The organism is Mycobacterium sp. NTMscope_MAC_12, from assembly GCF_976985675.1.
Genome location: NZ_CDRJYY010000001.1, coordinates 3,749,536 through 3,775,111, shown reverse-complemented (window position 1 = coordinate 3,775,111; position 25,576 = coordinate 3,749,536). Strand labels below are relative to the sequence as shown.

General features: G+C 69.8%; 23 protein-coding genes and 1 pseudogene. 19 read left to right on the top strand and 5 right to left on the bottom strand.

Annotation, left to right across the window (positions count from 1 at the left end):
- Positions 1–2: 2 nt before the first annotated feature.
- Complete coding sequence (locus AC0KS4_RS17295; RefSeq protein WP_238956509.1) at positions 3–824, top strand: mycofactocin-coupled SDR family oxidoreductase; 822 nt, start codon at positions 3–5, stop codon at positions 822–824.
- A 15-nt stretch (positions 825–839) separates the two neighbouring features.
- On the opposite strand, the gene rpmB is transcribed toward AC0KS4_RS17295, so the two are convergent.
- Positions 840–1,031 carry a 50S ribosomal protein L28 gene (gene rpmB / locus AC0KS4_RS17290; RefSeq protein WP_225329101.1) on the bottom strand — a complete coding sequence of 64 codons (192 nt, stop codon included), beginning with the start codon at positions 1,029–1,031 and terminating at the stop codon, positions 840–842.
- 321 nt (positions 1,032–1,352) lie between these two features.
- Between rpmB and AC0KS4_RS17285 the strand changes: the two genes are divergently transcribed.
- The 3 genes from AC0KS4_RS17285 (at position 1,353) to AC0KS4_RS17275 (ending at position 6,017) form a co-directional block, all read left to right on the top strand.
- Positions 1,353–3,002: a DAK2 domain-containing protein gene (locus tag AC0KS4_RS17285; protein ID WP_238956508.1), complete on the top strand. Its 1,650-nt coding sequence runs from the start codon at positions 1,353–1,355 to the stop codon at positions 3,000–3,002.
- A gap of 2 nt (positions 3,003–3,004) precedes the next feature.
- Entirely contained in the window at positions 3,005–5,224 is a 2,220-nt protein-coding gene (gene recG, locus AC0KS4_RS17280) for an ATP-dependent DNA helicase RecG (protein WP_238956507.1), read from the top strand.
- Between the two features lie 79 nt (positions 5,225–5,303).
- Positions 5,304–6,017 (top strand): HNH endonuclease family protein, encoded by a 714-nt coding sequence (locus tag AC0KS4_RS17275; RefSeq protein WP_238956506.1) that lies wholly within the window; start codon positions 5,304–5,306, stop codon positions 6,015–6,017.
- A gap of 6 nt (positions 6,018–6,023) precedes the next feature.
- Here AC0KS4_RS17275 and AC0KS4_RS17270 read toward each other — a convergent pair whose 3' ends face one another.
- Both AC0KS4_RS17270 and AC0KS4_RS17265 read right to left on the bottom strand, forming a co-directional pair.
- On the bottom strand, positions 6,024–6,869 hold the full coding sequence (locus tag AC0KS4_RS17270) for an aldo/keto reductase (protein WP_238956505.1): 846 nt from the start codon (positions 6,867–6,869) through the stop codon (positions 6,024–6,026).
- Positions 6,870–6,874: 5 nt separating this feature from the next.
- Positions 6,875–7,052: pseudogene (locus AC0KS4_RS17265) on the bottom strand (aldo/keto reductase); the annotation flags it as partial.
- A 145-nt stretch (positions 7,053–7,197) separates the two neighbouring features.
- Between AC0KS4_RS17265 and AC0KS4_RS17260 the strand changes: the two are divergent.
- The 6 genes from AC0KS4_RS17260 to AC0KS4_RS17235 all read left to right on the top strand — a co-directional run bounded on the left by AC0KS4_RS17260 (position 7,198) and on the right by AC0KS4_RS17235 (position 12,817).
- Positions 7,198–8,316 carry an alpha/beta hydrolase gene (locus AC0KS4_RS17260; protein ID WP_238956504.1) on the top strand — a complete coding sequence of 373 codons (1,119 nt, stop codon included), beginning with the start codon at positions 7,198–7,200 and terminating at the stop codon, positions 8,314–8,316.
- A 95-nt stretch (positions 8,317–8,411) separates the two neighbouring features.
- Positions 8,412–9,179, top strand: a complete 768-nt coding sequence (locus AC0KS4_RS17255) for a DsbA family protein (RefSeq protein ID WP_238956503.1) — start codon at positions 8,412–8,414, stop codon at positions 9,177–9,179.
- Positions 9,176–9,808, top strand: coding sequence for a vitamin K epoxide reductase family protein (locus AC0KS4_RS17250; RefSeq protein ID WP_238956502.1), 633 nt, complete (start codon positions 9,176–9,178; stop codon positions 9,806–9,808). The genes AC0KS4_RS17255 and AC0KS4_RS17250 overlap by 4 nt, the downstream gene beginning before the upstream one ends.
- 10 nt (positions 9,809–9,818) lie before the next feature.
- The gene (gene rsmD, locus AC0KS4_RS17245) at positions 9,819–10,373 is read left to right on the top strand and encodes a 16S rRNA (guanine(966)-N(2))-methyltransferase RsmD (protein WP_238956501.1); all 555 of its coding nucleotides are present in this window, start codon (positions 9,819–9,821) and stop codon (positions 10,371–10,373) included.
- Between the two features lie 23 nt (positions 10,374–10,396).
- Positions 10,397–10,879 (top strand): pantetheine-phosphate adenylyltransferase, encoded by a 483-nt coding sequence (gene coaD / locus AC0KS4_RS17240; RefSeq protein ID WP_238956500.1) that lies wholly within the window; start codon positions 10,397–10,399, stop codon positions 10,877–10,879.
- Between the two features lie 228 nt (positions 10,880–11,107).
- Positions 11,108–12,817, top strand: coding sequence for a thiamine pyrophosphate-requiring protein (locus AC0KS4_RS17235; protein WP_238956499.1), 1,710 nt, complete (start codon positions 11,108–11,110; stop codon positions 12,815–12,817).
- 6 nt (positions 12,818–12,823) lie between these two features.
- Here the strand turns inward: AC0KS4_RS17235 and AC0KS4_RS17230 are convergent, their stop codons facing one another.
- Positions 12,824–13,990 (bottom strand): permease, encoded by a 1,167-nt coding sequence (locus AC0KS4_RS17230; RefSeq protein WP_225329091.1) that lies wholly within the window; start codon positions 13,988–13,990, stop codon positions 12,824–12,826.
- A 436-nt stretch (positions 13,991–14,426) separates the two neighbouring features.
- Between AC0KS4_RS17230 and sepIVA the strand changes: the two genes are divergently transcribed.
- The 5 genes from sepIVA (at position 14,427) to AC0KS4_RS17205 (ending at position 18,758) form a co-directional block, all read left to right on the top strand.
- A complete protein-coding gene (sepIVA, locus tag AC0KS4_RS17225) occupies positions 14,427–15,164 on the top strand; it encodes a cell division protein SepIVA (RefSeq protein WP_067168872.1) in 738 nt (245 codons plus the stop codon).
- A gap of 68 nt (positions 15,165–15,232) precedes the next feature.
- The gene (locus AC0KS4_RS17220) at positions 15,233–15,832 is read left to right on the top strand and encodes a YceD family protein (protein WP_238956498.1); all 600 of its coding nucleotides are present in this window, start codon (positions 15,233–15,235) and stop codon (positions 15,830–15,832) included.
- Complete coding sequence (gene rnc, locus AC0KS4_RS17215) at positions 15,829–16,536, top strand: ribonuclease III (protein ID WP_008258944.1); 708 nt, start codon at positions 15,829–15,831, stop codon at positions 16,534–16,536. The genes AC0KS4_RS17220 and rnc overlap by 4 nt, the downstream gene beginning before the upstream one ends.
- Positions 16,537–16,540: 4 nt before the next feature.
- Positions 16,541–17,389, top strand: coding sequence for a DNA-formamidopyrimidine glycosylase (gene mutM, locus AC0KS4_RS17210; RefSeq protein ID WP_238956497.1), 849 nt, complete (start codon positions 16,541–16,543; stop codon positions 17,387–17,389).
- 103 nt (positions 17,390–17,492) lie between these two features.
- Entirely contained in the window at positions 17,493–18,758 is a 1,266-nt protein-coding gene (locus AC0KS4_RS17205) for an IS30 family transposase (protein ID WP_238956496.1), read from the top strand.
- Positions 18,759–18,808: 50 nt separating this feature from the next.
- On the opposite strand, the gene AC0KS4_RS17200 is transcribed toward AC0KS4_RS17205, so the two are convergent.
- The gene (locus AC0KS4_RS17200; RefSeq protein ID WP_238956495.1) at positions 18,809–19,582 is read right to left on the bottom strand and encodes a PIG-L deacetylase family protein; all 774 of its coding nucleotides are present in this window, start codon (positions 19,580–19,582) and stop codon (positions 18,809–18,811) included.
- Positions 19,583–19,634: 52 nt separating this feature from the next.
- On the opposite strand from AC0KS4_RS17200, the gene AC0KS4_RS17195 reads away from it, so the two are divergent.
- The 4 genes from AC0KS4_RS17195 to ftsY all read left to right on the top strand — a co-directional run bounded on the left by AC0KS4_RS17195 (position 19,635) and on the right by ftsY (position 25,456).
- Positions 19,635–20,048: an OsmC family protein gene (locus tag AC0KS4_RS17195; RefSeq protein ID WP_225330623.1), complete on the top strand. Its 414-nt coding sequence runs from the start codon at positions 19,635–19,637 to the stop codon at positions 20,046–20,048.
- Positions 20,035–20,328, top strand: a complete 294-nt coding sequence (locus tag AC0KS4_RS17190) for an acylphosphatase (RefSeq protein WP_225330624.1) — start codon at positions 20,035–20,037, stop codon at positions 20,326–20,328. Before AC0KS4_RS17195 ends, AC0KS4_RS17190 begins: the two co-directional genes overlap by 14 nt.
- A gap of 152 nt (positions 20,329–20,480) precedes the next feature.
- Positions 20,481–24,071: a chromosome segregation protein SMC gene (smc, locus tag AC0KS4_RS17185; protein ID WP_238956494.1), complete on the top strand. Its 3,591-nt coding sequence runs from the start codon at positions 20,481–20,483 to the stop codon at positions 24,069–24,071.
- Positions 24,072–24,130: 59 nt separating this feature from the next.
- On the top strand, positions 24,131–25,456 hold the full coding sequence (ftsY, locus tag AC0KS4_RS17180) for a signal recognition particle-docking protein FtsY (protein WP_238956493.1): 1,326 nt from the start codon (positions 24,131–24,133) through the stop codon (positions 25,454–25,456).
- Positions 25,457–25,576 lie beyond the last annotated feature (120 nt).

Here is a 25,576-nt window from a genome sequence, read left to right as displayed (position 1 = left end):
CCATGGGTGAATTCGACAACATGACCGCCGTCGTGACCGGCGCCGCGCGCGGACAGGGCCGCAGCCACGCCGTCGCGCTGGCCGCCCACGGCGCCGACATCATCGCCGTCGACATCTGCGCCGACCTCGAGGCGATTCCCTACGCCCTGGCCACCGAAGCCGAGCTGGCCGAAACCGTCCAGCTGGTCCGATCCGCGGGCCGCAAGGCGGTTCCGGTGATCGCCGACGTCCGCGACCTCGCGGGTCTGCAGGCCGGGGTGCGGGCGGGCATCGACGAACTCGGCGATGTGGACGTCGTCGTCGCCAACGCCGGGGTGGTGGCGATCGGCGTCACCGAGCCCGACGCCGAACCGGTGTTCAACACGATCGTCGACACCAACCTCAAGGGTGTGTGGCACACGATGCTGGCGACGGTTCCCTCGATCGTGCGCAAGGGCCGGGGCGGCTCGGTGGTGCTGGTCAGTTCGTCACAGGGCCTCACCGGCCGCGGCGGCGACGGCAGCGCCGCGATGTTCGCCTACGCCGCGTCCAAGCACGGTGTGGTGGGTTTGATGCGCTCGGCGGCGAATGCCTATGCGCCACATAAGATTCGGGTGAATTCGATCCACCCGAGTGGCGTCGCCACGCCGATGATACTCAACGATTTCGTCGTGAACCGGATGCTGGAGAACCCCAACCCGGCCCTGTCGCAGACCCTGCTACCCGAGGTGCCGCTGGTGGAGGCGCAAGACGTCACCGAGGCGGTGCTGTGGCTGGCCGGACCGCGGTCGCGCTACGTGACGGGCGTCGCCATCCCGGTGGACGCCGGCCACGTCGTCATGTGAGCGGCGGGCTGCCGTCTAGCCCCGGACGACCTTGCCGGCCTTGATGCAGGACGTGCAGACGTTGAGGCGCTGCTTGTTGCCGCCCGGACGGGCGACGTGCACGGTCTGGACGTTGGGGTCCCACCGGCGGCTGGTGCGGCGGTGGGAGTGCGACACCGACTTGCCGAAGCCGGGGCCTTTCCCGCAGATCTCGCACACAGCGGCCATTGTTCAAGCTCCTCAAATCTCGGGGGTCCGGCTCGGCGGTCTGACACGTGGCCGGGACAGTCCGGGTTCACCCGGGCCCCAGTGAGGATACCGATTGTCGTGGCAACCACCAAAACGGTGACCCCCGCTGTCGCCCCCTCTGGCTAGGCTCAATGGGCCGGTTCGGCCCGCCGGCGGTGGTGGTCACCGACAGCCGTCGCGCGTGTCGCCGGGCTACGCTGGCGCCCACCGGGTGCCGGTCGCTGGAGGCACCGAAGGGCGCGGAGGAGGTGGGTACCCCTGGCCACGTCGTGGACATCGCAGGATCGTCTGCTGGACGCGATGACCCTGCGGGACTGGGCGCACACGGCCGTCAGCGACCTGATCACCCACATCGACGAGGTCAACCGGCTCAACGTCTTCCCCGTCGCCGACTCCGACACCGGCGCCAACATGCTGTTCACCATGCGTTCGGCCCTGGCGGAACTGAACGCGCAGGGCGGCTCGGCCTGCGTCGCCCGGGCCGCGGCGGCGCTGTCGGCCGGAGCGCTGAACGGCGCCCGCGGCAACTCCGGGGTGATCTTGTCGCAGATCCTGCGCGGCGTCGCGGACGTCACCGCGATCGCCGCAACCGACGCCGGCGGCGACCTGCCCCACATCGACGTTGCCGTGCTGGGCGCCGCGCTGCAGCGCGGCGTGGAGCTGGTCATCACCTCGATGGGGGGCGAGGAGGTCCCCGGGACCATCGTGTCGGTGCTGCGGGCCGCCGCCACCGCCGTCCAGCAGTGCGCCCGGGCCGGGGGCGGGCTCGCGCCGGCGGTCATCGCCGCCGGCGACGCGGCGGTGGTCGCCCTGGAGAAGACCCCCGAGCAGCTCGATGTGCTCGCCGACGCCGGAGCCGTGGACGCCGGCGGGCGGGGCCTGCTGGTCCTGCTGGACGCGCTGCGGACCACCGTCACGGGTCAGGCGCCGGCGCGCACGGTCTACGAGCCCTCGCCGCGCGAGCAGCAAACGGAGCCCTCCGCGCCGCGCCCGGCGCCCCAGTTCGAGGTGATGTACCGGCTGGACGGATGCGAGCCCGCGGCGGCCGACGCGCTGCGGGACCGGTTGGCGGAGCTGGGCGATTCGGTGGGCATCGCCTCCGCGCCGTCGTCGGCGCGGCGCACGTATTCCGTGCATGTGCACACCGACGACGCCGGCGCCGCCGTCGAGGCGGGTTTGGCGGCCGGGCAACTCAGCCGCATCGTCATCTCGGCCCTGAGCTCGGGCGCCCCCGGGTTGCCCGCGGGCGGCTGGACCCGGGAACGGGCGGTGCTGGCCGTCGTCGACGGCGACGGCGCCGCCGAGCTGTTCGCCGGGGAGGGCGCCTGCGTGCTGCAACGCGACACCGCCGCGCACGACGCCGTCACCAACATCAGCGCGCACCAGCTGATGCGGGCGGTCGTCGACACCGGCGCCGCGCAGGTGATGGTGCTGCCGAACGGCTATGTGGCGGCCGAGGAGTTGGTCGCCGGCTGCACGGCGGCCATCGGCTGGGGGATCGACGTGGTGCCGATCCCGTCCGGGTCAATGGTCCAGGGGCTGGCCGCGCTGGCCGTGCACGAAAACGATAGGCAGGCCGTCGACGACGGCTACACCATGGCCCGCGCGGCCGGCGCGGCGCGGCACGGATCGGTGCGCATCGCCACCGAGAGCGCGTTGACCTGGGCGGGCCGCTGTCATCCGGGCGACGGCCTGGGCATCGCGGGCGACGAGGTGCTGATCGTGGCCGCCGATGCGGTCGGGGCCGCGATCGGCCTGCTCGATCTCCTGCTGGCCTCCGGCGGCGACCTGGTGACCGTGCTGCTGGGCGCCGGCATCGAGAGCGATGGGGACGTCGGCGCCGTCGGCGACATCCTGGAAGAGCACATGCACGACCACCACCCGGGGACCGAACTGGTCACCTACCGCACCGGCCATCACGGTGACGCGCTGCTGATCGGGGTCGAGTAGCGATGGTGTCGTTGCGCGACCGGCTGGACTACGCCGTCGGCGGGAAGGTCGTGGGGCTTCTTGACGAGGTGTTCGGCATCCGGACCGTCGACGACCTGTTGCGCCACTACCCCCGCAGCTACACCGAGGGCGCCAGCCGGTGGGACGCCGACGACGAACGGCCGCCGGCCGGTGAACACGTCACCATCATCGACACGATCACCGACACCGAGACGTTTCCGATGAAGAAGAACCCGAAGAAAATGTGTCACCGGATCACCCTCGGCTCCGGGCGCAGCAGGGTGACCGCCACGTTCTTCAACGCGAACTACATCAAAAAGGACCTCACCACGGGCACCAAGGTGATGCTCTCCGGCGAGGTCGGGTTCTTCAGGAACGTCATGCAGCTCACCCACCCCGCGTTTCTGCTCCTCGACGCGCCGGACGGGAAGAACCGCGGCACCGTCTCCCTCAAGAGCATCGCCAACGCCTCGCACGCCACCACCGGCGAAGACATCGCGGACGCTTACCAACGCCACTTCTTCCCGATCTATGCGGCCAGCGCCAAGCTGCAGAGCTGGACCATCTTCTCCACCGTGCGCCAGGTGCTCGACGTGCTCGACCCGGTGCCCGATCCGCTACCGGAGGACCTGCGCGCGAAATTCGGTCTGGTCTCCGAAGATCAGGCGTTGCGCGACATCCACCTCGCCGAAAGCGAGCCCCGGCGGCAGCGAGCCCGCGAGCGGCTGACCTTCGACGAGGCCGTCGGGCTGCAGTGGGCGCTGGTGGCCCGCCGCCACGGCGAGCTCTCGGAATCCGGGCCCCCGGCCCCACCCCGCCCGGATGGTTTGGCCGCGGAACTGTTGGGGCGGTTGCCTTTCGAGCTGACCGCGGGGCAGCGTGAAGTGCTGGGCGTGCTGTCCGACGGGCTCGCGTCGAATCGCCCGCTGAACCGCCTGCTGCAGGGGGAGGTGGGCTCGGGCAAGACGATCGTGTCGGTGCTGGCGATGCTGCAGATGGTGGACGCCGGCTATCAGTGCGCACTGCTGGCGCCAACGGAAGTGCTTGCCGCGCAACATCTTCGATCGATCCGCGACGTGCTCGGCCCGCTGGCGATGGCGGGCCAGCTGGGCGGGGCCGATCGGGCAACCCGGGTGGCGCTGCTCAGCGGTTCCATGACCGCCGCGCAGAAGAAAGAGATCCGGGCCGAGATCTCCGGCGGCGAGGTCGGCATCGTCGTCGGCACCCACGCGCTACTGCAGGACGCGGTGGAGTTCGACAACCTGGGCATGGTGGTGGTCGACGAGCAGCACCGCTTCGGCGTCGAGCAGCGAGATCAGTTGCGGGCCAAGGCCCGTCCCGGGGTGACCCCGCACCTGCTGGTGATGACGGCGACGCCGATCCCGCGCACCGTCGCGCTCACCGTGTACGGGGACCTGGAAACGTCGACGCTGCGCGAACTTCCGCGCGGACGCCAGCCGATCACCAGCAACGTCATCTTCGTCAAGGACAAACCCACCTGGCTCGGCCGCGCCTGGCAGCGCATCGGCGAAGAGGTCGCCGCCGGCCGGCAGGCCTACGTGGTGGCGCCCCGCATCGACGAGGACGACGATCCGGGCGCGCAGGAGCACAGCGCCAGGGCGCCGGAGACCGCCGAAGGTCTTTACGCCCGACTGCGTTCCGGTGAGCTGGCGAACCTGCGGCTGGGGCTGATGCACGGGCGGCTGTCCGCCGACGAAAAGGACGCGGCGATGGCGGCCTTCCGCGCCGGCGAGGTCGACGTGCTGGTGTGCACCACCGTCATCGAGGTCGGCGTCGACGTCCCCAACGCCACGGTGATGCTGGTGATGGACGCCGACCGGTTCGGGATCAGCCAGTTGCACCAGCTGCGCGGCCGGATCGGCCGTGGCCAGCATCCGAGCCTGTGCCTGTTCGCCAGTTGGGCCTCGCCGGACTCGTCGGCCGGGCGGCGGCTGCGCGCGGTGGCCGGGACACTGGACGGCTTCGCCCTCGCCGACCTGGACCTCAAGGAGCGACGCGAGGGAGATGTGTTGGGCCGCAACCAGTCCGGCAGGGCGATCACGCTGCGACTGCTGTCCTTGGCGGACCACCTGGAGTACATCGAGGCGGCCCGGGACTTCGCCATCCAGGCCTACGCCGAGGACGCCTCCGATCCCGGATTAGCCTTGCTGTCCGCACGATTCACCGACACCGACCGGATCGAATACCTGGACAAAAGTTGACCGCGACCGCCGGCGACCATGCAGAGCGAAAAAGCGATGCGGGGGCACCTCCCGCTTGCGGGGGAGAGGAGCGGCGCTGGTGAACCGCAAGGTGCTGTTGTGGCTGGCCGCGGCGGCGGCGCTGGCGGTGGTGGTGGCCTACCAGACGGTGGGGTCCTCGGCGGCCCGGCACTCCGCCGAATACGCTGCGCGCGCGGATGTTCCGACCGTGCTGCCGGGCGCCGACGTGCTCGCGGGCATTGCGGTGGTGCCGGTGCGGCTGCACCGCTACGACTACCTGCGGGCGGCGTTCGGCGACGCCTGGGACGACGACAACGACGCCCCGTTGGGGCACAACGGGTGCGACACCCGCGACGACATCCTCAACCGCGATCTCGTCGACAAGACGTACGTGTCGATCAAGCGGTGTCCGGACGCCGTGGCCAGCGGCACGCTGCACGACCCGTACACCAGCAAGACGATCACCTTCCGGCGCGGCCCCAAGGTCGGCGAATCGGTGCAGATCGACCACCTCGTCCCGCTCGCGTACGCCTGGGACATGGGCGCCTACAACTGGCCGGCGCCCGAGCGGCTGCGCTTCGCCAACGATCCGGCCAACCTGCTGGCCGTCGACGGGGCGGCCAACCAGGACAAGGGCGATGCGCCGCCGGGGCAGTGGATGCCGCCGAACGCGGCGTTCGCCTGCCAGTACGCCATGCAATTCATCGCCGTGCTGCGCGGCTATGCGCTGCCGGTGGATCAGGCGTCGACCGGTGTCCTGCGCCAAGCCGCGGCGACCTGCCCCGCGGGGTAGGGCCCGTTACGAGCCCTCGTAGGTGTCGGGGTCCGGGCGCAGCCGGGTGCCGTCGTTGAGCCCGTTGATCGCATCCATGTGCTCGGCGGCCAACTCGAAGTCGAACACGTCCAGGTTGGTGGCGATGTGCTCGGCGTTGGCCGACCGGAAGACGACCGCGTTGCCCAGCTGAAGATTCCATCGCAGTAGCACCTGCGAGGCGGACTTGCCGTATTCGCCGGCGACCGAGTTCACCGTCGGGTTGTCGATCAGCTTGCCCAGCGCCAGCGGCGTGTAGGACTGGGTGGCCACGTTGTGCTCGGCGTTGGTCTTGCGCAGCGCTTCCTGGTTGAGCAGCGGGTGCAGCTCGACCTGGTTGACCGCCGGGGTGACGAACGTGAGGTCGATGACCGTCGTCAGGTGCTCCTCGGTGAAGTTGGAGACACCGATCGAGCGGGCCTGGCCTTCCCCGCGGGACTGGATCATGCCACCGAAGGAGTTCACATAGGTGCCCAGCGACGGGGCCGGCCAGTGGATCAGGTACAGGTCGACGTAGTCCAGCCCGAGCCGTTCCAGGCTGGCGTTGCAGGCGTCCATCGCCCCCTTGAAACCCTGGTCGGGGGTGGCCAGCTTGGTGGTCACGAACAGCTCGGCGCGCGGAATCCCGGAGGCGGCGATGGCGCGCCCGACGGCGGCTTCGTTGCCGTACGCCGCGGCGGTGTCGATCAGCCGGCAGCCGACTTCCAGCGCCGCCGACACCGCGCGTTCGGTTTCGTCGTCCGACAATTCCGCGACGCCCAGGCCCAGGGCCGGCATCGTGTTTTCGTCGTTGAGAGCAATCGAGGGGATGGCGGAGCCCGACTCGCCAGTCAATTCGTTCACCTGCCTGTGAAATTGAAGGTTCGAGATTGTGCACCGAGCCGGGTTCGAAATCGAACTCGTCGAAAATTGCCCGCAATCCGTGAAGGCTTTACCGACTTGGGGATCACGATATTACCGAGTCAGTAAATGCAACCTAATCAACACCTGGGCAGGTGTCCATCCGCGCGCCTCGGCACCGCGTGTGCCACCACGTACAGTGAGTCGCGCGGCGCACGGGAGTTCGGGCCGCTCGTCCGGCCTTCCGCTCGATGTGGCGGGCGGCGGGGGTGGAATAACCTTCGTCCGCGAGGGGTACCGCGTTGTCCAAAGGGGGTTGCCCATGACCAAGCCGCTGTCGGCTGCGCCCGACGTTCACTCCGGAGCGCAACGCGCATCGGTGCCCCTGGCCAATCGCATCCAGGGCGCCGTCACCGGCGTCGGGGTCAAGGTCATCCCGTGGATCCCGACCGCGGTGCGGCGAGGGCTGGTCCGCGGCCGATCGGTGATCATCGACGGCAACACCCTCGACCCGACGTTGCAGCTGATGTTGTCGGGCCTGCGCGCCGTCGGCATCGACGGGCTCGTGGTCGACGACGACCCGGAGGCGTCCCGCGCCCTGATGCACGAGTCGACGGTGGGGTTCCCCGGCCCGCAGATCCACGTCGACGTCGACGAGCTGTCACTGCCCGGCCCGGCCGGTGGCATCGGGGCGCGGCATTACCGTCCGGCCGACGGCGCGGCGGCACCGCTGCTGGTCTTCTACCACGGCGGCGGCTGGTCGATCGGCGACCTCGACACCCACGACACCCTGTGCAGGCTGACCTGCCGTGATGCCGGGGTCCACGTGTTGTCGATCGACTACCGGCTGGCTCCCGAGCACCCGGCGCCGGCCGCGATCGAGGACGCCTACGCGGCGTTCACGTGGGCATACGAGCACGCCGGCGAGCTGGGCGCCACCCCCGGACGAGTCGCGGTCGGCGGCGACAGCGCCGGCGGCAACCTCGCCGCCGTCGTCAGCCAGCTGGCGCGCGACGAGGGCGGCCCCGCGCCGGTGTTGCAGTGGCTGATTTATCCGCGGACCGACTTCACCGCCAAGACCCGGTCGCTGAGCCTTTTCTCGCGCGGCTTCCTGCTGACCAAACGGGACATCGACTGGTTCGAATCCCAGTACCTGCGGCGGTCGGATCTGGACCGGACGGATCCGCGCGTGTCACCGGCGCTGGCCGAATCGCTGGCCGGGCTGGCCCCCGCGCTGATCGCGGTCGCGGGGTTCGACCCGCTGCGCGACGAAGGCGAGAGCTACGCCGAGGCGCTGCGTGCCGCCGGGACCGCGGTCGACCTGCGTTACCTGGGCTCGCTGACCCATGGCTTCGCCAATCTGTTCCAGCTGGGCGGCGACAGCATGGTCGCGACCACCGAGTTGATCTCGGCCCTGCGCGCACACCTGAGCCGGGTCTGAGTCGTTGCGGCGCCGGCGCCGGTAATCTAGAGGCGCCTTGTCCGATCGCTTTGTCAGCAGACCGACAACTCGAGTACCGAAAGATCAGGGAACCTGTGGCCGACAAACCCAAACGCCCCCCACGATTCGACATGAAGTCGGCCTCCGGCGGTAAGTCCAGCCGACTCGTCCAGATCGGCGGTACCGCGTTCGTCGTGATCTTCGCGGTCGTCCTCGTCTTCTACATCGTGACGTCGAACCACAAGAAGCCCGCCACCACCGGCGCGGGCGACACCGTGCGGGTGACGTCGAGCAAGCTGGTCACCCAGCCCGGCAGCAACAACCCCAAGGCCGTGGTCACGTTCTACGAGGACTTCCTGTGCCCGGCCTGCGGTAACTTCGAGCGCACCTTCGGGCCGACGGTGTCGCGGCTCATCGACGTCGGGGCCATCGCGGCCGACTACTCCATGGTGTCGATCCTGGACAGCTCGCGGAACCACAACTATTCGTCGCGCGCCGCCAACGCGGCCCGCTGCGTCGCCGACGAATCCCTCGACGCCTTCCGCCGTTTCCATACCGCGCTGTTCACCACCGACATTCAGCCCAGCGAAACCGGCAAGAGTTTCCCCGACAACGCGCGATTGATCGAACTCGCCCGTGAGGCCGGCGCGGCGGGCAAGGTGCCGGACTGCATCAACAGCGGCAAGTACCTGGACAAGGTCACCGGCGAAGCGGCGGCCGCGCAGATCAAAGCCACGCCGACGATCAAGATCAACGGCGAGGACTACGACCCGTCGACACCCGACGCGCTGGTCAACAAGATCAAAGAGATCGTGGGCAACATCCCGGGCCTCGACGGCGCGGTCGCGCCGGCCGCCATGTGACCGGGGCGGTGTCGACGGAATCGGCCGATCCCGGCGGCGAGCTGATCCCGGCCCGGGTGCCGGCGCTCAGCGCCTGGTGGCTGCTGATCGCCGGGGTGATCGGCTTGGTGGCGTCGATGACGCTGACGGTCGAGAAGATCGACATCCTGCTCGACCCGTCGTATGTGCCGTCGTGCAACATCAACCCGATCCTGTCGTGCGGCTCGGTGATGATGACGCCGCAGGCGTCGCTGCTGGGGTTCCCCAATCCGTTGCTCGGCCTGGTGGCTTTCACCGTGGTGATCGTCACCGGGCTGTTGGCATTGGCGAAAGTTGCTCTGCCCCAATGGTATTGGCTGGGGTTGACGGCCGGGGTGCTGAACGGTGCGGTGTTCGTGCACTGGCTGATCTTCCAGAGCCTGTATCGCATCGGCGCGTTGTGCCCGTACTGCATGGTGGTGTGGGTCATCACCATGTCGCTGCTGGTGGTGGTCGCCTCGATCGCGTATCGCCCCGCGCTGCAGGCCCGCCCATCCGGCCCGGCCTGGGTGGTGTACCAATGGCGATGGTCGATCGCCGCGCTGTGGTTCACCGCGGTGTTTCTGCTGTGCATGGCGCGGTTCTGGGACTATTGGTCGACGCTGCTGTAGGTGTTTGGACGTGACCCGGATCATCGGCGGCGTGGCCGGGGGCCGGCGCATCGCGGTCCCGCCGCGAGGCACCCGGCCCACCACCGACCGGGTCCGCGAGTCGCTGTTCAACATCCTGACCGCGCGGCGCGAGCTGAGCGGCCTCGCGGTGCTGGACCTGTACGCGGGTTCGGGCGCCCTGGGCTTGGAGGCGCTCTCCCGGGGCGCCGCCACCGCGCTCTTCGTGGAGTCCGACCCGCGCACCGCCTCCGTCATCGCGCGCAACATCGACACCCTGGGGCTGCCGGGCGCGACGCTGCGCCGCGGCGCGGTGGCGGCCGTACTGGCGGCCGCGACCGCGTCTCCCGTCGACCTCGTCCTCGCCGACCCGCCCTACGACGTCGGGGCCGACGCGGTCGAGGCCGTGCTGGCGGCGCTGAGCGCGCACGGGTGGGTGCGCGAGGGCGCCGTCGCGGTCGTCGAGCGCGCGGCCGGCGGCGCGCCGCTCACCTGGCCGGCCGGCTGGTCGGTGTGGCCGCAACGTGTTTACGGCGACACCCGTTTGGAGCTGGCCGAGCGGCCGTGACGGGGCGTGTACCGTCATCCGCTATGAGCGGCGCGGTTTGCCCGGGCTCGTTTGACCCGGTGACGTTGGGCCACATCGACGTCTTCGAGCGCGCGTCGGCTCAATTCGACGAGGTGGTGGTGGCGATCCTGACCAATCCCGCCAAGACGGGCATGTTCGACCTCGACGAGCGGATCGCGATGATCAACGAATCGACGACGCACCTGCCCAATCTGCGGGTGGAGGCCGGGCAGGGCCTGGTCGTCGACTTCGTCCGGTCGCGGGGGATGACCGCCATCGTGAAGGGGTTGCGCACCGGCACCGACTTCGAATACGAGCTGCAGATGGCGCAGATGAACAAGCACGTTGCCGGCGTCGACACCTTTTTCGTCGCGACCGCGCCGCGGTATTCGTTCGTGTCGTCGTCGTTGGCCAAGGAGGTCGCCATGCTCGGTGGCGACGTGTCGGAGCTGCTGCCCGAGGCGGTCAACCGTCGCCTGCGCGAAAAGCGTTCCGGCCGGTCCTGAGCGCCGCCGCCTGCCGCCGAAAACGTTGGGCGGCAAGGTCGTTGACAATGCGCCGATGGTTTGGAGTAGCCGCCCGCTGCGCGGGTACCCGATGGCTCCGAGCGCGTAACGCCACGCCCATTCGGCCGGAAAAGATCACATACGCCAACGCGGAACGTATGTTGAAGATCTGATCGGAAGAAGAGGGGGGTTCGCGCGGTCGCCGACGTCGATAGGAGAACGGCAGCCATGACGGTAGAGAACCTGTTCGACGTTCCCGAGGCCGCGACCGATCTGATCGCCCTGCTCGCCGACGAGGGAGTCACGCACTTCTTCATCAACCCCGGAACCGATTCCGCCCCGATCCAGGAAGCGCTGGCGGCGGCGCGCGCGACGGGCACACCGAGCCCGCGGGCGGTGCTGTGTGTCCACGAGAGCGTCGCCTTGGCGGCGGCCGTCGGCCACCACATGGCCAGCGGCCGACCGCAGGCGGTCATGGTGCACGTCGATGCCGGGACGCTGAACCTGGGCTGTCAGCTGCACAACGCCCAGCGCAACGGGACCCCGGTGGTGGTGTTCGCCGGGCGCACCCCCTACAGTTCGGCGCCGGAGGTCCGCGGCCACCGCGACGCCTACATCCATTGGCAGCAGGAGCAACTCGACCAGCCGGCCGTCGTGCGCAACTACGCCAAATGGCACATGGAGGTGCCGCGCGGACGCGAGCTGGCCCCGATCGTCCGGCGGGCGTTCCAGGTCGCCCAGTCCAGCCCGTCCGGACCCGCCTACGTCATGCTGCCGCGAGAAGCCTTGATGGAGCCCGGCAGCCGAGCGTTGCCGCGACGGCTGGCGCCGGCCATACCGCCCGGCCCGGACCCGGGCGCGCTGGGCCGGTTGGCCGGGATCCTGGTCGCCGGGCAGCGGGTCGTGATCGTCACGTCCAGGACCGCCGCGGAACCCGGGGCCGCGACCGTGCTGGCCCGCATCGCCGAGTTGCTCGGCGCGCCGGTGATCGATCAGGGCGACCGCGCCAACCTGCCGCTCGGGCACCCCCTGCACGCGGTGGGCGACGCGGCCCCGCTGGAGACGGCCGACACCGTGTTGCTGCTGGACTGCGAGGTGCCCTGGGTGCCCGCGCAGCTGGCCCCGCCCGCGGACGCCCGCGTGGTGCAGATCGACGCGGACCCGGTCAAGGCCAGCATGCCGTTGTGGTCCTACCCGGTCGAGATCGCGCTGACCGCCGACACCCGGGTGGCGCTGCTGCTGCTCGAGCAGACCCTGCTGAGGCTGGCCACCGACGAGCTGCGCGAGAAGTGGGGCGCGCGGCGGCAGGCGGCCGAATCCGATGTGGCGCAACGCCGCCGGGAGGCGATTCGCCGGGCCGCATCCGATCGCCCGGCGGACGCACCCGACGCGATGCTGGCCGCGCTGGGAGCCGCGCTGCCGGAGAACGCCGTGGTGGTCCAGGAGGCGGTGACCAACCGCCCCGCCGTGGCCCGACAGGTGCAACGGCCGCCGGGGCAGTTCTTCGACACGGGCGCACCGGCATTGGGCTGGGCGCTCGGCGGGGCGTTCGGGGTCAAACTGGCCAGGCCACAGGCGCCCGTCGTCGCGATCTGCGGTGACGGTTCGTTCAACTTCGGGGTGCCCACCGCCGCGTTGTGGTCGGCGCATCGCCACGGCGCGCCCTTCGTGACTGTCGTCCTGAACAACCACTCGTACCTGGCCTCCAAGCTGCCCGTGATGGAGCTGTACCGGCACGGAACATCGGTGCGGGAGAACGACTTTCCCGAGACCCGGCTCACGCCGGACACCGACTATGCCGCCCTGGCGCGCGCGTGCGGGGGCAGCGGGCGCAGCGTGGCGACGCAGGCGGAGATGCGTGAGGCCGTCGGATGGGCGCTCGCCGAGACCGACCAGGGCCGGTGCGCGGTGCTGGACGTGCAGTTGCCGCAACCCTGAAGCGGATCAGTGCCGATGCCCGGATTCCTCGGCGTCGGGGGACCCGCCCATCATGCGCAGCATTGGCAGGCCCCCGGAGGTGATGAACCGGACGACGAGGATGACCGCGAGCGCGCCGAAGGCAATGTTGAGGAAGGTCGTGTAGTTCCACGAGATCGACGCCTCCAGCACGGTCGCGTTGCGCTGTGCCGGAATGAGATGGGTTGTGCCGAAGATCAATTCGACCAGGTATCCGGCGACGACCATCGCCGCGTAGAAGGTGCCCAGCAAGGTCAGCATCATCCTGGTGCCGTAGTACTTGCGGTAGATGTTCAGGATCGGAAGGATCAACAGGTCGGCATAGATGAACGCGATGACGCCGCCGAAGCTGATGCCCCCGTTCCACAACACCGCGGCCAGCGGGACATTGCCGATCGAGCACACAAAAGACACGATCGCCACGACGGGCCCCACGATGGGACCCCACAGCGCCGACCAGACCGGATGATCCACCAAAAAGAAGCTCTGCCAAAATGTTTCGGGAACCCACGCCGCGACGGCACCCGCGATCAGCAAGCCCAGAACAAGGTCACGCAGGATCGCCAGCCACTCCATCACGAACACGTGCGAGACCGAGGTGAAGCCGTCGGCGGAAAACAGCCGCCGCCAAAAGGAACCGTCCCCTTTGATCGACATGTCCATGGCGGCATGGCCTTCCATCGACCCGGCGATTCCCCGCTCGGCCTGCTCGCGGGCGGCGTCGACGAGTCGCGAACGCACGAACAGCCGGAACAGGACCGCGAGCACCACGATCATCAACGGGCCGCCGACGAATTCGGCGGCGGTGAACTGCCAGCCCATCAGCAGCGCCAGGATGATGCCCAACTCCACCACCAGGTTTGTCGAACCGATCTCGAACGCCATCGCGGCGGTGAAGTCGGCGCCCTTGCGGAACAGCGATCGCGCCAAGGCCACCGCGGCATACGAGCACGAGGACGAGGCCGCCCCCAGCCCGGCGGAGACCGCGAGGGTGCGCGGGCGGTCGTCACCCATCAGGGCCACGATCGTCGAGCGCCGCACGACGGCCTGCACCACCGCCGAGAGGCCGAAGCCCACGATCAGTGCCCACAGGATTTCCCACGTCATCGAACCCGCGAGCGTCAGGGCGTGCCCGACCGCCGAGAGCACCGTCATCGCTGAAACCTCCTGCGGTGAGCCGCTGGCGCGAGGTGAGCCTGTTCCGACGCATCGGACTATACCCCTTGGGGGTATTAGGGAGCAGGGTCCGCGGGTGGGGCGGCTCGCGGCCACCTAGAATCGCTGGCAAATAGCCGAGTCCGGGCGCGTCGACGCAAAACCCACACCCGGGCAAACGCTTCAGCGGCGGGGCCCGGCGACGAATATGGACGAACCATCTCGCGCGGCCGTCGCCGCCGCGAAAACAGCGTGAACGGGCGCTTTCGCATGAAACTCACTCACCATGCCCCCACCGGGGCCGCCGCGCCAGGGCGTTTAGGGCGCCGCGAACGGGCAAATACCCGACACACCGGCGTCGCCACCGCTGTCACAGAGACAACACCAGGCACACTGGTAACAACAGGAGTTTTGCAGACGCCAGGAGGGTACGGCCGTGTATCGAGTGTTTGAAGCGCTGGATGAATTGAGCGCCATTGTCGAAGAAGCCCGCGGCGTCCCGATGACGGCCGGCTGCGTGGTGCCCCGCGGCGATGTGCTGGAGCTGATCGACGACATCAAGGACGCCATTCCGGGCGAGCTGGATGACGCCCAGGACGTGCTGGACGCGCGCGATTCCATGCTGCAGGACGCCAAGACGCATTCCGAGTCCATGGTCGACTCGGCGACCACCGAGTCGGAGTCGATGCTCAACCACGCCCGCGCGGAGGCCGACCGGCTGCTGTCCGACGCGAAGGCGCAGGCCGACCGGATGGTGAGCGAAGCCCGCCAGCACAGCGAACGCATGGTCGGCGAGGCCCGCGAGGAGTCGATGCGCATCGCCACCGCGGCCAAACGCGACTACGAGGCCAGCGTCGGCCGCGCCCAGGCCGAGGCCGACCGGCTGCTCGAAAACGGCAACATCTCCTACGAGAAGGCCGTGCAAGAGGGCATCAAAGAACAGCAGCGCCTGGTCTCGCAGAACAGCGTGGTCGAGGCGGCCAACGCCGAGGCCACCCGGCTCATCGACTCGGCGCACGCCGAGGCCGACCGGCTGCGGGGCGAATGCGACATCTACGTCGACAACAAGCTCGCCGAGTTCGAGGAATTCCTCAACGGCACCCTTCGGTCGGTGGGGCGCGGCCGCCACCAACTGCGGACGGCGGCCGGCACGCACGACTACGCGGTGCGCTAGCGTCCCCGGCCCGTTCACCCGGCGGGCGCGCCCTGGAATTGTGCGGCCGGCGCCGTAGGATTTCGGATATGACGCGCCGGCACAGCACATCATCGACTCGCGGCGGTGCGCCACGGCTGTCTGGGCCGATGACGTTCGACATCACCCGGCTCGGGCGTCGGCCCGGGGCGATGGTGACCCTGCGGAACACCGTGCCCAGCCCGGCACGCATCGGGCTGGACATGATCGCGATCGAGGCCGGCGCGCCCCTGGAACTGGACCTGCACGTTCAGTCGGTGTCGGAGGGCGTCCTGGTGACCGGGACGGTGACCGCGCCCACCGCCGGCGAATGCGCGCGCTGCCTGACCCCGCTCGACGGCCAGGTGCAGGTCCGGTTGACCGAACTGTTCGCCTACCCGGACAGCACCACCGAGGCGACCACCGAGGAAGACGAGGTCGGCCACATCGTCGACGACACCATCGACCTCGAGCAGTCCATCGTCGACGCGGTGGGGCTGGAACTTCCGTTCTCGCCCGTGTGCACGCCGGATTGCCCGGGGCTGTGCCCCGAATGCGGGGTGGCGTTGTCCGCCGAGCCCGGCCATCAGCACGACAGCATCGACCCGCGGTGGGCCAAGCTGGCGGGCATGTTCACCCCCGATTCGGACGAATCGCGGGGTGAGCGGTGAGCTCACGGCAGGCTCTGCTCGACGCCCTCGGGGTTGAGCTGCCCGACGAACTGCTGTCCTTGGCGCTGACGCACCGCAGCTACGCCTACGAACACGGCGGGCTGCCGACCAACGAGCGGCTGGAGTTTCTCGGCGACGCCGTGCTGGGCCTGACCATCACCGACGAGCTCTACCACCGCCACCCCGACCGCAGCGAGGGCGACCTGGCCAAGCTGCGGGCCAGCGTCGTCAACACCCAGGCGCTGGCCGATGTCGGGCGAAAGCTGTGCGAGGGGGGCCTCGGGGTGCACCTGTTGCTGGGGCGCGGGGAGGCGAACACCGGCGGCGCGGACAAGTCGAGCATCCTGGCCGACGGCATGGAATCGCTGCTGGGCGCGATCTACCTCGAGCACGGGATCGGCGTGGCGCGCGAAGTGATCCTGCGGTTGTTCGGCCCGCTGCTGGATGCCGCGCCGACGCTGGGGGCCGGGCTGGACTGGAAGACCAGCCTGCAGGAGCTGACCGCGGCGCGCAGCATGGGCGCGCCGTCCTACGTCGTCACCTCCACCGGCCCGGACCACGACAAGGAATTCACCGCCGTGGTCGTGGTGGCGGACACCGAATACGGCTCCGGCGTGGGCCGCTCCAAGAAGGAAGCCGAGCAGAAGGCGGCCGCGGCGACCTGGAAGGCGCTGGAAGCGCTGGACACCGTTCCCGGCAGCTGAATCGATGCCCGAACTGCCCGAAGTCGAGGTGGTGCGCCGCGGCCTGCACGCCCATGTCGTGGGCAAGACGATCACGGCCGTCCGGGTGCACCACCCGCGTGCGGTGCGCCGCCACGAGGCGGGGCCCGCGGACCTCACCGCCCGGCTGCTGAATGACCGGATCACCGGCACCGACCGGCGCGGCAAGTACCTGTGGCTGCTGCTCGACAGCGACGCGGCGCTCGTCGTGCACCTCGGCATGAGCGGGCAGATGCTGCTCGGGACGGTGCCGCGCGCCGACCACGTGCGGATCTCCGCGCTGCTCGACGACGGGACCGTACTGAGCTTCGCCGACCAGCGCACCTTCGGCGGGTGGATGCTCGCCGATCTGGTCGAGGTGGACGGCAGCGTGGTCCCCGAACCCGTCGCGCACCTGGCGCGCGACCCGCTGGACCCGCGGTTCGACGCCGACGCCGTCGTAAAAGTCTTGCGGCGCAAGCACTCCGAGATCAAGCGCCAGCTGCTCGATCAGCAGGTGGTGTCGGGCATCGGCAACATCTACGCCGACGAGGCGCTGTGGCGGGCCAAAGTGCACGGGGCGCGGATCGCCGACACGCTGACCCGCAAGCAGCTGACCGCCGTGCTGGACGCGGCCGCCGACGTGATGCGTGATGCGCTGGCCAAGGGCGGGACCTCGTTTGATTCGCTGTACGTCAACGTCAACGGCGAATCCGGATACTTCGACCGCTCACTGGACGCCTACGGCCGCGAAGGCGAGAGCTGCCGCCGCTGCGGCGCCGTGATGCGCCGGGAGAAATTCATGAACCGCTCGTCGTTCTCGTGCCCGAAATGTCAACCGCGCCCGCGTGTTTGAGTGAGTGCCCAAGAATCTTCCGCGAGAGTGCAACTAGCGACGCCTGCACTCGCTTGATTTCAAGGGATGGATGCAACACATCTTCTGAGTGAGGAGTGTTGCGATGGCCAATGGGACGTTGCGGTCGCGGGTTCCGGTGTTTTGGGAATGTGTTCGGCGGGGCCTTGATCCGGGCTCGGCGGGCGTGGCCGTCGGCGTGTCGCAAGGCACGGGTCGGCAGTGGTTCCGTGAGGCTGGCGGGGTGAAACCCCGTTTCAGGACACCGAATATCTGCGGTCCCCGGCCGCGGTTGAGCTTGCAGGAACGCATCGAGATCCAGGCCGGTGTGCATGCCCAGGAATCTTTGCGCTCGATCGGGCGCCGGTTGGGCCGGCCAGCATCGACGATTAAGCGTGAGATCGACAGCAACTGCGAGTTGCGTAACCGCCATACGGGCTGCAAATCGGGGTATCGGCGCAAAGAGGCGTTCGGGGCCCGCCAAAGCGGCAAGACCGCGAGCGTGCGCTATCTGGCCGTGTCGGCGCATGACCGTGCCGCTGATCGGGCGCGGCGCCCCAAGACCCGCAAGCTCGCGATCAATGACAGGCTGCACGCCGAAGTGCAGACTCGGTTAAAACAGTTGCATAGCCCAACTCAGATAGCCGCGCGGCTGCGCCGCGACTTCCCTGATGATCCGGAGATGCGGGTGTCCCACGAGGCCATTTACCAGGCCATTTACGTTCAGGGCCGCGGCTCGTTGCGCCGCGAGCTGCATCGGTGCCTGCGGACCAAACGCGCGGTGCGCCGATCCCAGCACCAGCCCGGGGCCCGCCGCCACGGACGTATCCCCGACATGGTCAATATCAGCCAACGCCCACCCGAGGTCGCCGACCGTGCCGTCCCCGGTCACTGGGAAGGCGACCTGATCCTGGGCAGCACCAAATCGGGGTCCGCGATTGGCACTCTGGTTGAGCGCACCACCCGTTTTGTCATGCTCTTGCACCTGCCCGATGACCACGGTGCCCTGGCGGTGCAAAACGCCATCGTGGCCAAAATGGCCGAGTTGCCCGACCATCTACGCCGCTCGTTGACCTGGGACCAGGGCAAGGAGTTGACCAACCACCTCGCCATCGCTGACGCCACTGACTTGGATATCTACTTCTGCGATCCACACTCGCCGTGGCAACGCGGTAGCAACGAGAACACCAATGGGCTTTTGCGCCAATACTTTCCGAAAGGCACCGACCTATCGGTCTATGGCGCCGGCTACCTGGACTACGTCGCCGCCGAACTCAACGGACGACCACGCCAAACCCTGGACTGGAATACACCCGCCGAAGCCCTCAACGAACTATTGTCCAAACCACCCACCGTTGCATCCACCGCGTGAAACCACCTCGCGAAACTCGTCGCTAGCTGCACTCTCGCGGCAAGACAGATTCACTCGAAGATGTCGCGGCGCAGCGTCCCCGTGGGCAACGCCGGATCCACGAACCACTCGTGGCTGAACAGCGCGCCGAACACCTGGGGCGGCAACCGCATCAGTAGCCCGAACAGGCGCGCCGCCAGTCCCGAACTGCCGATCTGGGAGCGGTGGGCGGCAAAAGCGTCCCGCTTCTGGCGCGCGAACCGAAAGACGTTGACCCGGTGCGTGATCGTCGCGCGTGGGGCATACGCTCCCCGGACGATGTCGCGTTCGTAGGGTCCGGGAAGCCGCAGCAGGTGCGCGAGATCGCTGACACGAAGCAGCATTTCGCGCGGCATCGTCACCTCGAGGACCCGGGGAATCGCGGCGAGCTCGGCGGCTCGCTTGCCGACGCGATGCACCTGCACATGATCGCGGTGGCCGTAGCCGCCGTTGGGCTGGTAGCTCAGCAGCAGATCGGCGTCCTCGTCGCGAAGGATGGTGGCCAGCCGCCCCGCGGCCTCGTCGAGATCCGCCCGCCCGAATCGGGTGCGCCCGGGCGGATCCGGGTAGAACAGCGGGCCGAAGCCGCTGTCGGCGTAGCCGAGACACTCCACCCGCTGCGCCCCGAGAATGCTTGCGCTCGACCGCAATTCACCGAGCCGGTTGTCGTCCTCGTTGTGCACCCGCCCGTCGGTCGCCGTGACCACGACGACGCGATGTCCGGCCGCGGACGCGCGCGCAAGGGTGCCGCCGGTGAGCACCACCTCATCGTCGGGGTGCGCGTGGAACGCGACGACGGTGGCCATGCCAAACAGTATGCCCGCGCGTCACGACGTGGCCGCCCGGTAGAAATGAGCCATGGCCGAACTATGGGTGGAGCGCACCGGGACTCGCCGCTACACGGGATACAGCTCGCGGGGAGCGCAGGTACTCGTCGGCTCCGAGGACGTCGACGGCGTGTTCACGCCCGGCGAGCTACTCAAGATCGCGCTCGCGGCCTGTAGCGGGATGTCCAGCGACCTGCCGCTGGCCCGTCGGCTGGGCGACGACTACAAGGCGGTCATCAGGGTCTCCGGCGCCGCCGACCGCGAGCAGGAGCGCTATCCGCTGCTCGAGGAGACGCTGGAGCTGGACCTGTCGGCCTTGTCCGAAGACGAGAAGGAGCGCCTGCTGGTCGTGGTCAACCGGGCCATCGACCAGGTGTGCACCGTCGGGCGCACCCTGAAGTCCGGCACCACCGTCGACGTCGAGGTCACCGATGTCGGATCCTGACGCCCGGCTGACCGCCTGGGTGCACGGGAACGTCCAGGGGGTCGGTTTCCGCTGGTGGACGCGCTGCCGGGCGCTGGAGCTGGGACTGACCGGGTACGCGGCCAATCAGGCCGACGGCCGCGTGCTGGTGGTCGCCCAGGGGCCGCGGGAGGCCGGCGAAAAGCTGCTGGAGCTGCTGCGCGGCGGCGCGACGTGGCCCGCCCAGCCCGGACGCGTCGACAACGTGGTCGCCGATTGGTCGGAGCCCCAGGAGCGCTTCGAGGGATTCGTCGAGCGGTGACGCGGGCGCGCGGGGCGGGGGAGCGTTCTCTCGTGGCTGATGTGACCACTGTGACCAGTGCGTCGCCCGGCGACACCGCCGGCATATTTCGGGCCGGCCGACACCCCTCGGTGAGCCTGCCCGGGGTGCTTTGAGCGGTAGTCTGGCTCGCCGTGTACCTCAAGAGTCTGACGCTGAAGGGCTTCAAGTCCTTTGCCTCGCCGACGACTCTGCGTTTCGAGCCGGGCATCACCGCGGTGGTCGGGCCCAACGGCTCGGGCAAATCCAACGTCGTCGACGCCCTGGCCTGGGTGATGGGGGAGCAGGGGGCCAAGACCCTGCGCGGCGGCAAGATGGAGGACGTCATCTTCGCCGGGACCTCGTCGCGCGCCCCGCTGGGCCGCGCCGAAGTCACCGTCACCATCGACAACTCCGACAACGCGCTGCCCATCGAGTACTCCGAGGTCTCGATCACCCGGCGGATGTTCCGCGACGGCGCCAGCGAATACGAAATCAACGGCAGCAGTTGCCGATTGATGGATGTCCAGGAACTGCTGAGCGACTCCGGGATCGGCCGGGAGATGCACGTCATCGTCGGGCAGGGCAAGCTCGACGAGATTCTGCAATCGCGGCCCGAGGACCGCCGCGCGTTCATCGAAGAAGCCGCCGGCGTGCTCAAGCACCGCAAGCGCAAGGAAAAGGCCCTCCGCAAACTCGACGCGATGTCGGCCAACCTGGCCCGGCTCACCGACCTGACCACCGAGCTGCGCCGTCAGCTCAAACCGTTGGGCCGCCAGGCCGAGGTGGCCCGTCGCGCCCAGACGATCCAGGCCGACCTGCGCGACGCGCGGCTGCGGCTGGCCGCCGACGACCTGGTCAACCGCAAGGGCGAGCGCGAGGCCATCTTCGAGGCCGAGGCCGCCATGCGGCGCGAGCACGACGAGGCCTCCGCGCGGCTGGCCGTGGCGTCCGAGGAGCTCACCGCGCACGAAACCGCGGTCGGGGAGCTCTCCAGCCGCGCCGAATCGGTGCAGCACACCTGGTTCGCGCTGTCCGCGCTGGCCGAGCGGGTGGCCGCGACCGTGCGCATCGCCAGCGAGCGGGCCCAGCATCTCGACGTGGAGCCGGTGGCGACCGGCGACACCGACCCCGACGCATTGGAAGCCGAGGCCGAGCAGGTCGCGGTCGCCGAGCAGCGGCTGCTGGCGGAATTGACCGCGGCGCGCACCCGGCTCGATGGCGCCCGCGCCGAGTTGGCCGAGCGCGAGCGTGAGGCCGCCGAGGCCGACCGGGCCCACATGGCGGCGGTGCGCGCCGAGGCGGATCGGCGTGAAGGCCTGGCGCGCCTGGCCGGTCAGGTGGAGACGATGCGGGCGCGCGTCGAGTCGATCGACGACAGCGTCGCGCGGCTGTCCGAACGCATCGAAGCCGCCGCCGCCCGCGCCCAGCAGGCCAAGGCCGAATTCGAAACCGTGCAGGGGCGCGTCGGGGAACTCGATCAGGGCGAGATGGGCCTCGACGAGCACCACGAACGCACCGTGGCCGCGCTGCGGTTGGCCGACGCGCGGGTGGCCGAACTGCAGTCCGCCGAGCGGGACGCCGAACGCCAGGTCGCGTCGCTGCGGGCCCGCATCGACGCGCTCGCCGTCGGCCTCGAACGCAAGGACGGCGCCGCCTGGCTCACCCAAAACCATTCCGGCACAGGACTTTTGGGTCCGATGGCCAACCTGGTGAAGGTTCGCTCCGGCTACGAGGCGGCGCTGGCCGCGGTGCTGGGATCGGCGGCCGACGCGCTGGCCGCCGAAAGCTTCGGCGCGGCCCGGTCCGCGGTCGCCGCGCTCAAACAAGCCGACGGCGGCCGGGCCGCGCTGGTGCTCGGAGACTGGCCCGCCGATCACCCCGCGCCGCACGCCGCCCCGGCGGGGGCGCTGTGGGCGCTCGACTTGATCGACGCTCCCGCGCGGCTGCGCGGGGCGATCACGGCGATGCTCTCGGGCGTGGCGGTGGTCGACGACCTGGACCGGGCGCTGGCCCTGGTGGCGGAGCATCCCCGGTTGCGCGCGGTCACCCTCGACGGCGACCTGGTGGGCGCCGGCTGGGTGAGTGGCGGCTCCGACCGCAAGCTGTCCACGCTCGAGGTGACGTCCGAGATCGACAAGGCCAGCGACGAACTGACCGCCGCGGAGGCCCGGGTGGCCCAGCTGAGCGCGGCGCTGTCCGGCGCGCTGACCGAGCAGGCCGCCCGTCAGGACTCCGCCGAGCAGGCGCTGGCCGCCCTCAACGAATCCGACAGCGCCATCTCGGGGATGTACGAACAGCTGGGGCGGCTCGGCCAGGAAGCCCGCATGTCCGAGGACGAGTGGAGCCGGTTGCTGCGGCAACGCGAGGAGCTCGAGGCGGGCCGGACCCAGACCGTCGCCGAAGTCACCGAACTGGAAACCCGCCTGCGCAACGCCCAGGAGACCCAGCACGCCCCGGCGGAAGAACCCGTGAACCGTCAGCAGATCGCCGCCGCCACCGACAACGCGCGCAGCGTCGAAGTGGAGGCCCGGCTCGCGGTGCGCACCGCCGAAGAACGCGCGAACGCGGTACGCGGGCGGGCGGATTCGCTGCGCCGCGCGGCCGCCGCCGAGCGCGAAGCCCGGGTGCGGGCCCAGCAGGCACGTGAGGCGCGGCTGCGCGCCGCCGCGGTGGCGGCCGCGGTGGCCGACTCCGGCCGGCTGCTGGCGCAGCGGCTGAACGGGGTCGTCGACTCGGCGTCCAAGATCCGCGACGCCCTGGCCGCCGAACGCCAGCAGCGCGCGACCGCGATGGCGGCGGTACGCGACGAGGTGAACGCGCTGGGCGCCCGGGTGGCCGCCCTGACCGACTCGCTGCACCGCGACGAGGTGGCCAACGCCCAGGCGGCGATGCGGATCGAACAGCTCGAGCAGATGGTGCTCGAGCAGTTCGGCATGGCGCCCGCCGATTTGATCGCCGAGTACGGCCCGCAAAACGAGCTGCCGCCGAGCGACCTGGAGATGGCCGAATACGAGCAGGCCAAGGAGCGCGGCGAGCAGGTGTTCGCGCCGGCCCCCATTCCCTACGACCGCGCCACCCAGGAGCGGCGGGCCAAGCGGGCCGAGCGCGAACTGGCCGAACTGGGCAGGGTCAACCCGCTGGCGCTGGAGGAGTTCGCCGCGCTCGAGGAGCGCTACAACTTCCTGTCCACCCAGCTCGAGGACGTCAAGGCGGCCCGCAAGGACCTGCTCGGTGTGGTCGACGAGGTCGACGCCCGCATCCTGCAGGTGTTCAGCGAGGCCTACACCGACGTGGAGCGCGAATTCACCGAGGTCTTCACGGTGCTGTTCCCCGGCGGCGAGGGCCGGCTGCGGCTGACCGATCCGGGCGACATGCTCACCACCGGCATCGAGGTGGAGGCCCGCCCGCCGGGCAAGAAGGTCACCCGGCTCTCCCTGCTGTCCGGTGGCGAGAAGGCGCTGACGGCGGTGGCGATGCTGGTGGCGATCTTCCGGGCCCGCCCGTCGCCGTTCTACATCATGGACGAGGTCGAGGCCGCCCTCGACGACACCAACCTGCGCCGCCTGATCTCGCTGTTCGAGCTGCTGCGGGCGCGCTCGCAGCTCATCATCATCACCCACCAGAAGCCGACGATGGAGGTCGCCGACGCGCTCTACGGCGTGACCATGCAGGGCGACGGCATCACCGCGGTGATCTCCCAGCGGATGCGCGGCCAGCAGGTGGAGCAGCTGGTCGCGACCTGATCAGCGGGTCGGCCGCCCCGGTGACCGACCGGCACCGGCCCGCTTGAAACAATGTCAGCGTGTCCCAAGGTCTTTGGATCGCGCTCGCGGTCCTGATAGTTCTCGTCGTCCTGGTCGCGCTGGTCCTCGGCCTGCTGCGGTACCGCCGGCGCCGGATCAGCTTCTCGACCCGGACCGAACCCGGGGCGATCGACCGCTCCGGCGGATACACCGCGTCCTCGGGCATCACCTTCAGTCAGACACCGACCGTGGCGCCGGCGGAGCGCCTCGACACCACCGGACTGCCCGGGGTGGGCGACGACGCCACCATCCCGCGCGACGCCCCCCGGCGCACCATCTCCGACGTCGACCTCCCCGAACCCGAGACCGTCACGCCGCCGCCGCCGGCCCCGGAGCCCGAGCCCGAACCCCCCGCGGCCCCGGCGGCCCCTGAAGCCCCGGCCGCCCCCGCGATCGAGGAGATCGCGCCGCCCGAGGGCCGCCTGGAGCGGCTGCGCGGCCGGCTGGCCCGCTCGCAGAGCGCCTTCGGCCGCAGCATGCTGGGCCTGATCGGCGGCGGCGACCTCGACGAGGACGCCTGGCAGGACGTCGAGGACACCCTGCTCGTCGCCGACCTGGGCCCCGTCGTCGCCGAATCGGTCATCACCCAGTTGCGCGCTCGGCTGGCGGGCAGCGACGTGCGCACCGAGGCCGACGCGAAGGCCGTGCTGCGCGACGTGCTGATCACCGAGCTGCAGCCCGGCATGGACCGCTCGATTCGGGCGCTGCCGCACGCCGACCATCCGTCGGTGCTGCTGGTCGTCGGCGTGAACGGCACCGGGAAAACCACCACCGTCGGCAAGCTGGCCCGTGTCCTGGTCGCCGACGGGCGGCGCGTCGTCCTGGGCGCCGCCGACACCTTCCGGGCCGCGGCCGCCGATCAGCTGCAAACCTGGGCGTCGCGGGTGGGCGCGGAGGTGGTGCGCGGGGCCGAGGGCGCCGACCCGGCGTCGGTGGCGTTCGACGCCGTCGACAAGGGCATCGCCGCCGGCGTCGACGTGGTGCTCATCGACACCGCGGGCCGGCTGCACACGAAGGTCGGGCTGATGGACGAGCTCGACAAGGTCAAGCGGGTGGTGACCCGGCGCGCCGCGGTCGACGAGGTGCTGCTGGTGCTCGACGCCACCATCGGGCAGAACGGCCTGGCCCAGGCCCGGGTGTTCGCCGAGGTCGTCGAGATCACCGGCGCCGTCCTGACCAAGCTGGATGGAACGGCCAAGGGCGGCATCGTCTTTAGGGTCCAGCAGGAGCTGGGAGTGCCGGTCAAGCTGGTCGGGCTCGGCGAGGGCCCCGACGACCTCGCGCCGTTCGAACCGGCCGCCTTCGTCGACGCGCTGCTCGGCTGACACCGCCGCGGCGGCGCGCGGGACGTTAATCCCGCCGAAACACGACGGCACCATCGCCGAAACAACCATTGCGCAATCTTCTGGATCAGGTCACCAGACGCGTGTCTGACGTCCCATTGC

What these genes read in the sequence shown, in the direction of transcription:
- AC0KS4_RS17235 (WP_238956499.1), top strand. Translation starts at nt 11,108, where the DNA reads ATGACGGTAGAGAACCTGTTCGACGTTCCCGAGGCCGCGACCGATCTG.
- AC0KS4_RS17220 (WP_238956498.1), top strand. Translation starts at nt 15,233, where the DNA reads ATGACGCGCCGGCACAGCACATCATCGACTCGCGGCGGTGCGCCACGG.
- recG (WP_238956507.1), top strand. Translation starts at nt 3,005, where the DNA reads ATGGTGTCGTTGCGCGACCGGCTGGACTACGCCGTCGGCGGGAAGGTC.
- AC0KS4_RS17230 (WP_225329091.1), bottom strand. Translation starts at nt 13,990, where the DNA reads ATGACGGTGCTCTCGGCGGTCGGGCACGCCCTGACGCTCGCGGGTTCG.
- AC0KS4_RS17205 (WP_238956496.1), top strand. Translation starts at nt 17,493, where the DNA reads ATGGCCAATGGGACGTTGCGGTCGCGGGTTCCGGTGTTTTGGGAATGT.
- AC0KS4_RS17200 (WP_238956495.1), bottom strand. Translation starts at nt 19,582, where the DNA reads ATGGCCACCGTCGTCGCGTTCCACGCGCACCCCGACGATGAGGTGGTG.
- AC0KS4_RS17260 (WP_238956504.1), top strand. Translation starts at nt 7,198, where the DNA reads ATGACCAAGCCGCTGTCGGCTGCGCCCGACGTTCACTCCGGAGCGCAA.
- AC0KS4_RS17295 (WP_238956509.1), top strand. Translation starts at nt 3, where the DNA reads ATGGGTGAATTCGACAACATGACCGCCGTCGTGACCGGCGCCGCGCGC.
- mutM (WP_238956497.1), top strand. Translation starts at nt 16,541, where the DNA reads ATGCCCGAACTGCCCGAAGTCGAGGTGGTGCGCCGCGGCCTGCACGCC.
- AC0KS4_RS17195 (WP_225330623.1), top strand. Translation starts at nt 19,635, where the DNA reads ATGGCCGAACTATGGGTGGAGCGCACCGGGACTCGCCGCTACACGGGA.
- AC0KS4_RS17190 (WP_225330624.1), top strand. Translation starts at nt 20,035, where the DNA reads ATGTCGGATCCTGACGCCCGGCTGACCGCCTGGGTGCACGGGAACGTC.
- rpmB (WP_225329101.1), bottom strand. Translation starts at nt 1,031, where the DNA reads ATGGCCGCTGTGTGCGAGATCTGCGGGAAAGGCCCCGGCTTCGGCAAG.
- AC0KS4_RS17285 (WP_238956508.1), top strand. Translation starts at nt 1,353, where the DNA reads ATGACCCTGCGGGACTGGGCGCACACGGCCGTCAGCGACCTGATCACC.
- coaD (WP_238956500.1), top strand. Translation starts at nt 10,397, where the DNA reads ATGAGCGGCGCGGTTTGCCCGGGCTCGTTTGACCCGGTGACGTTGGGC.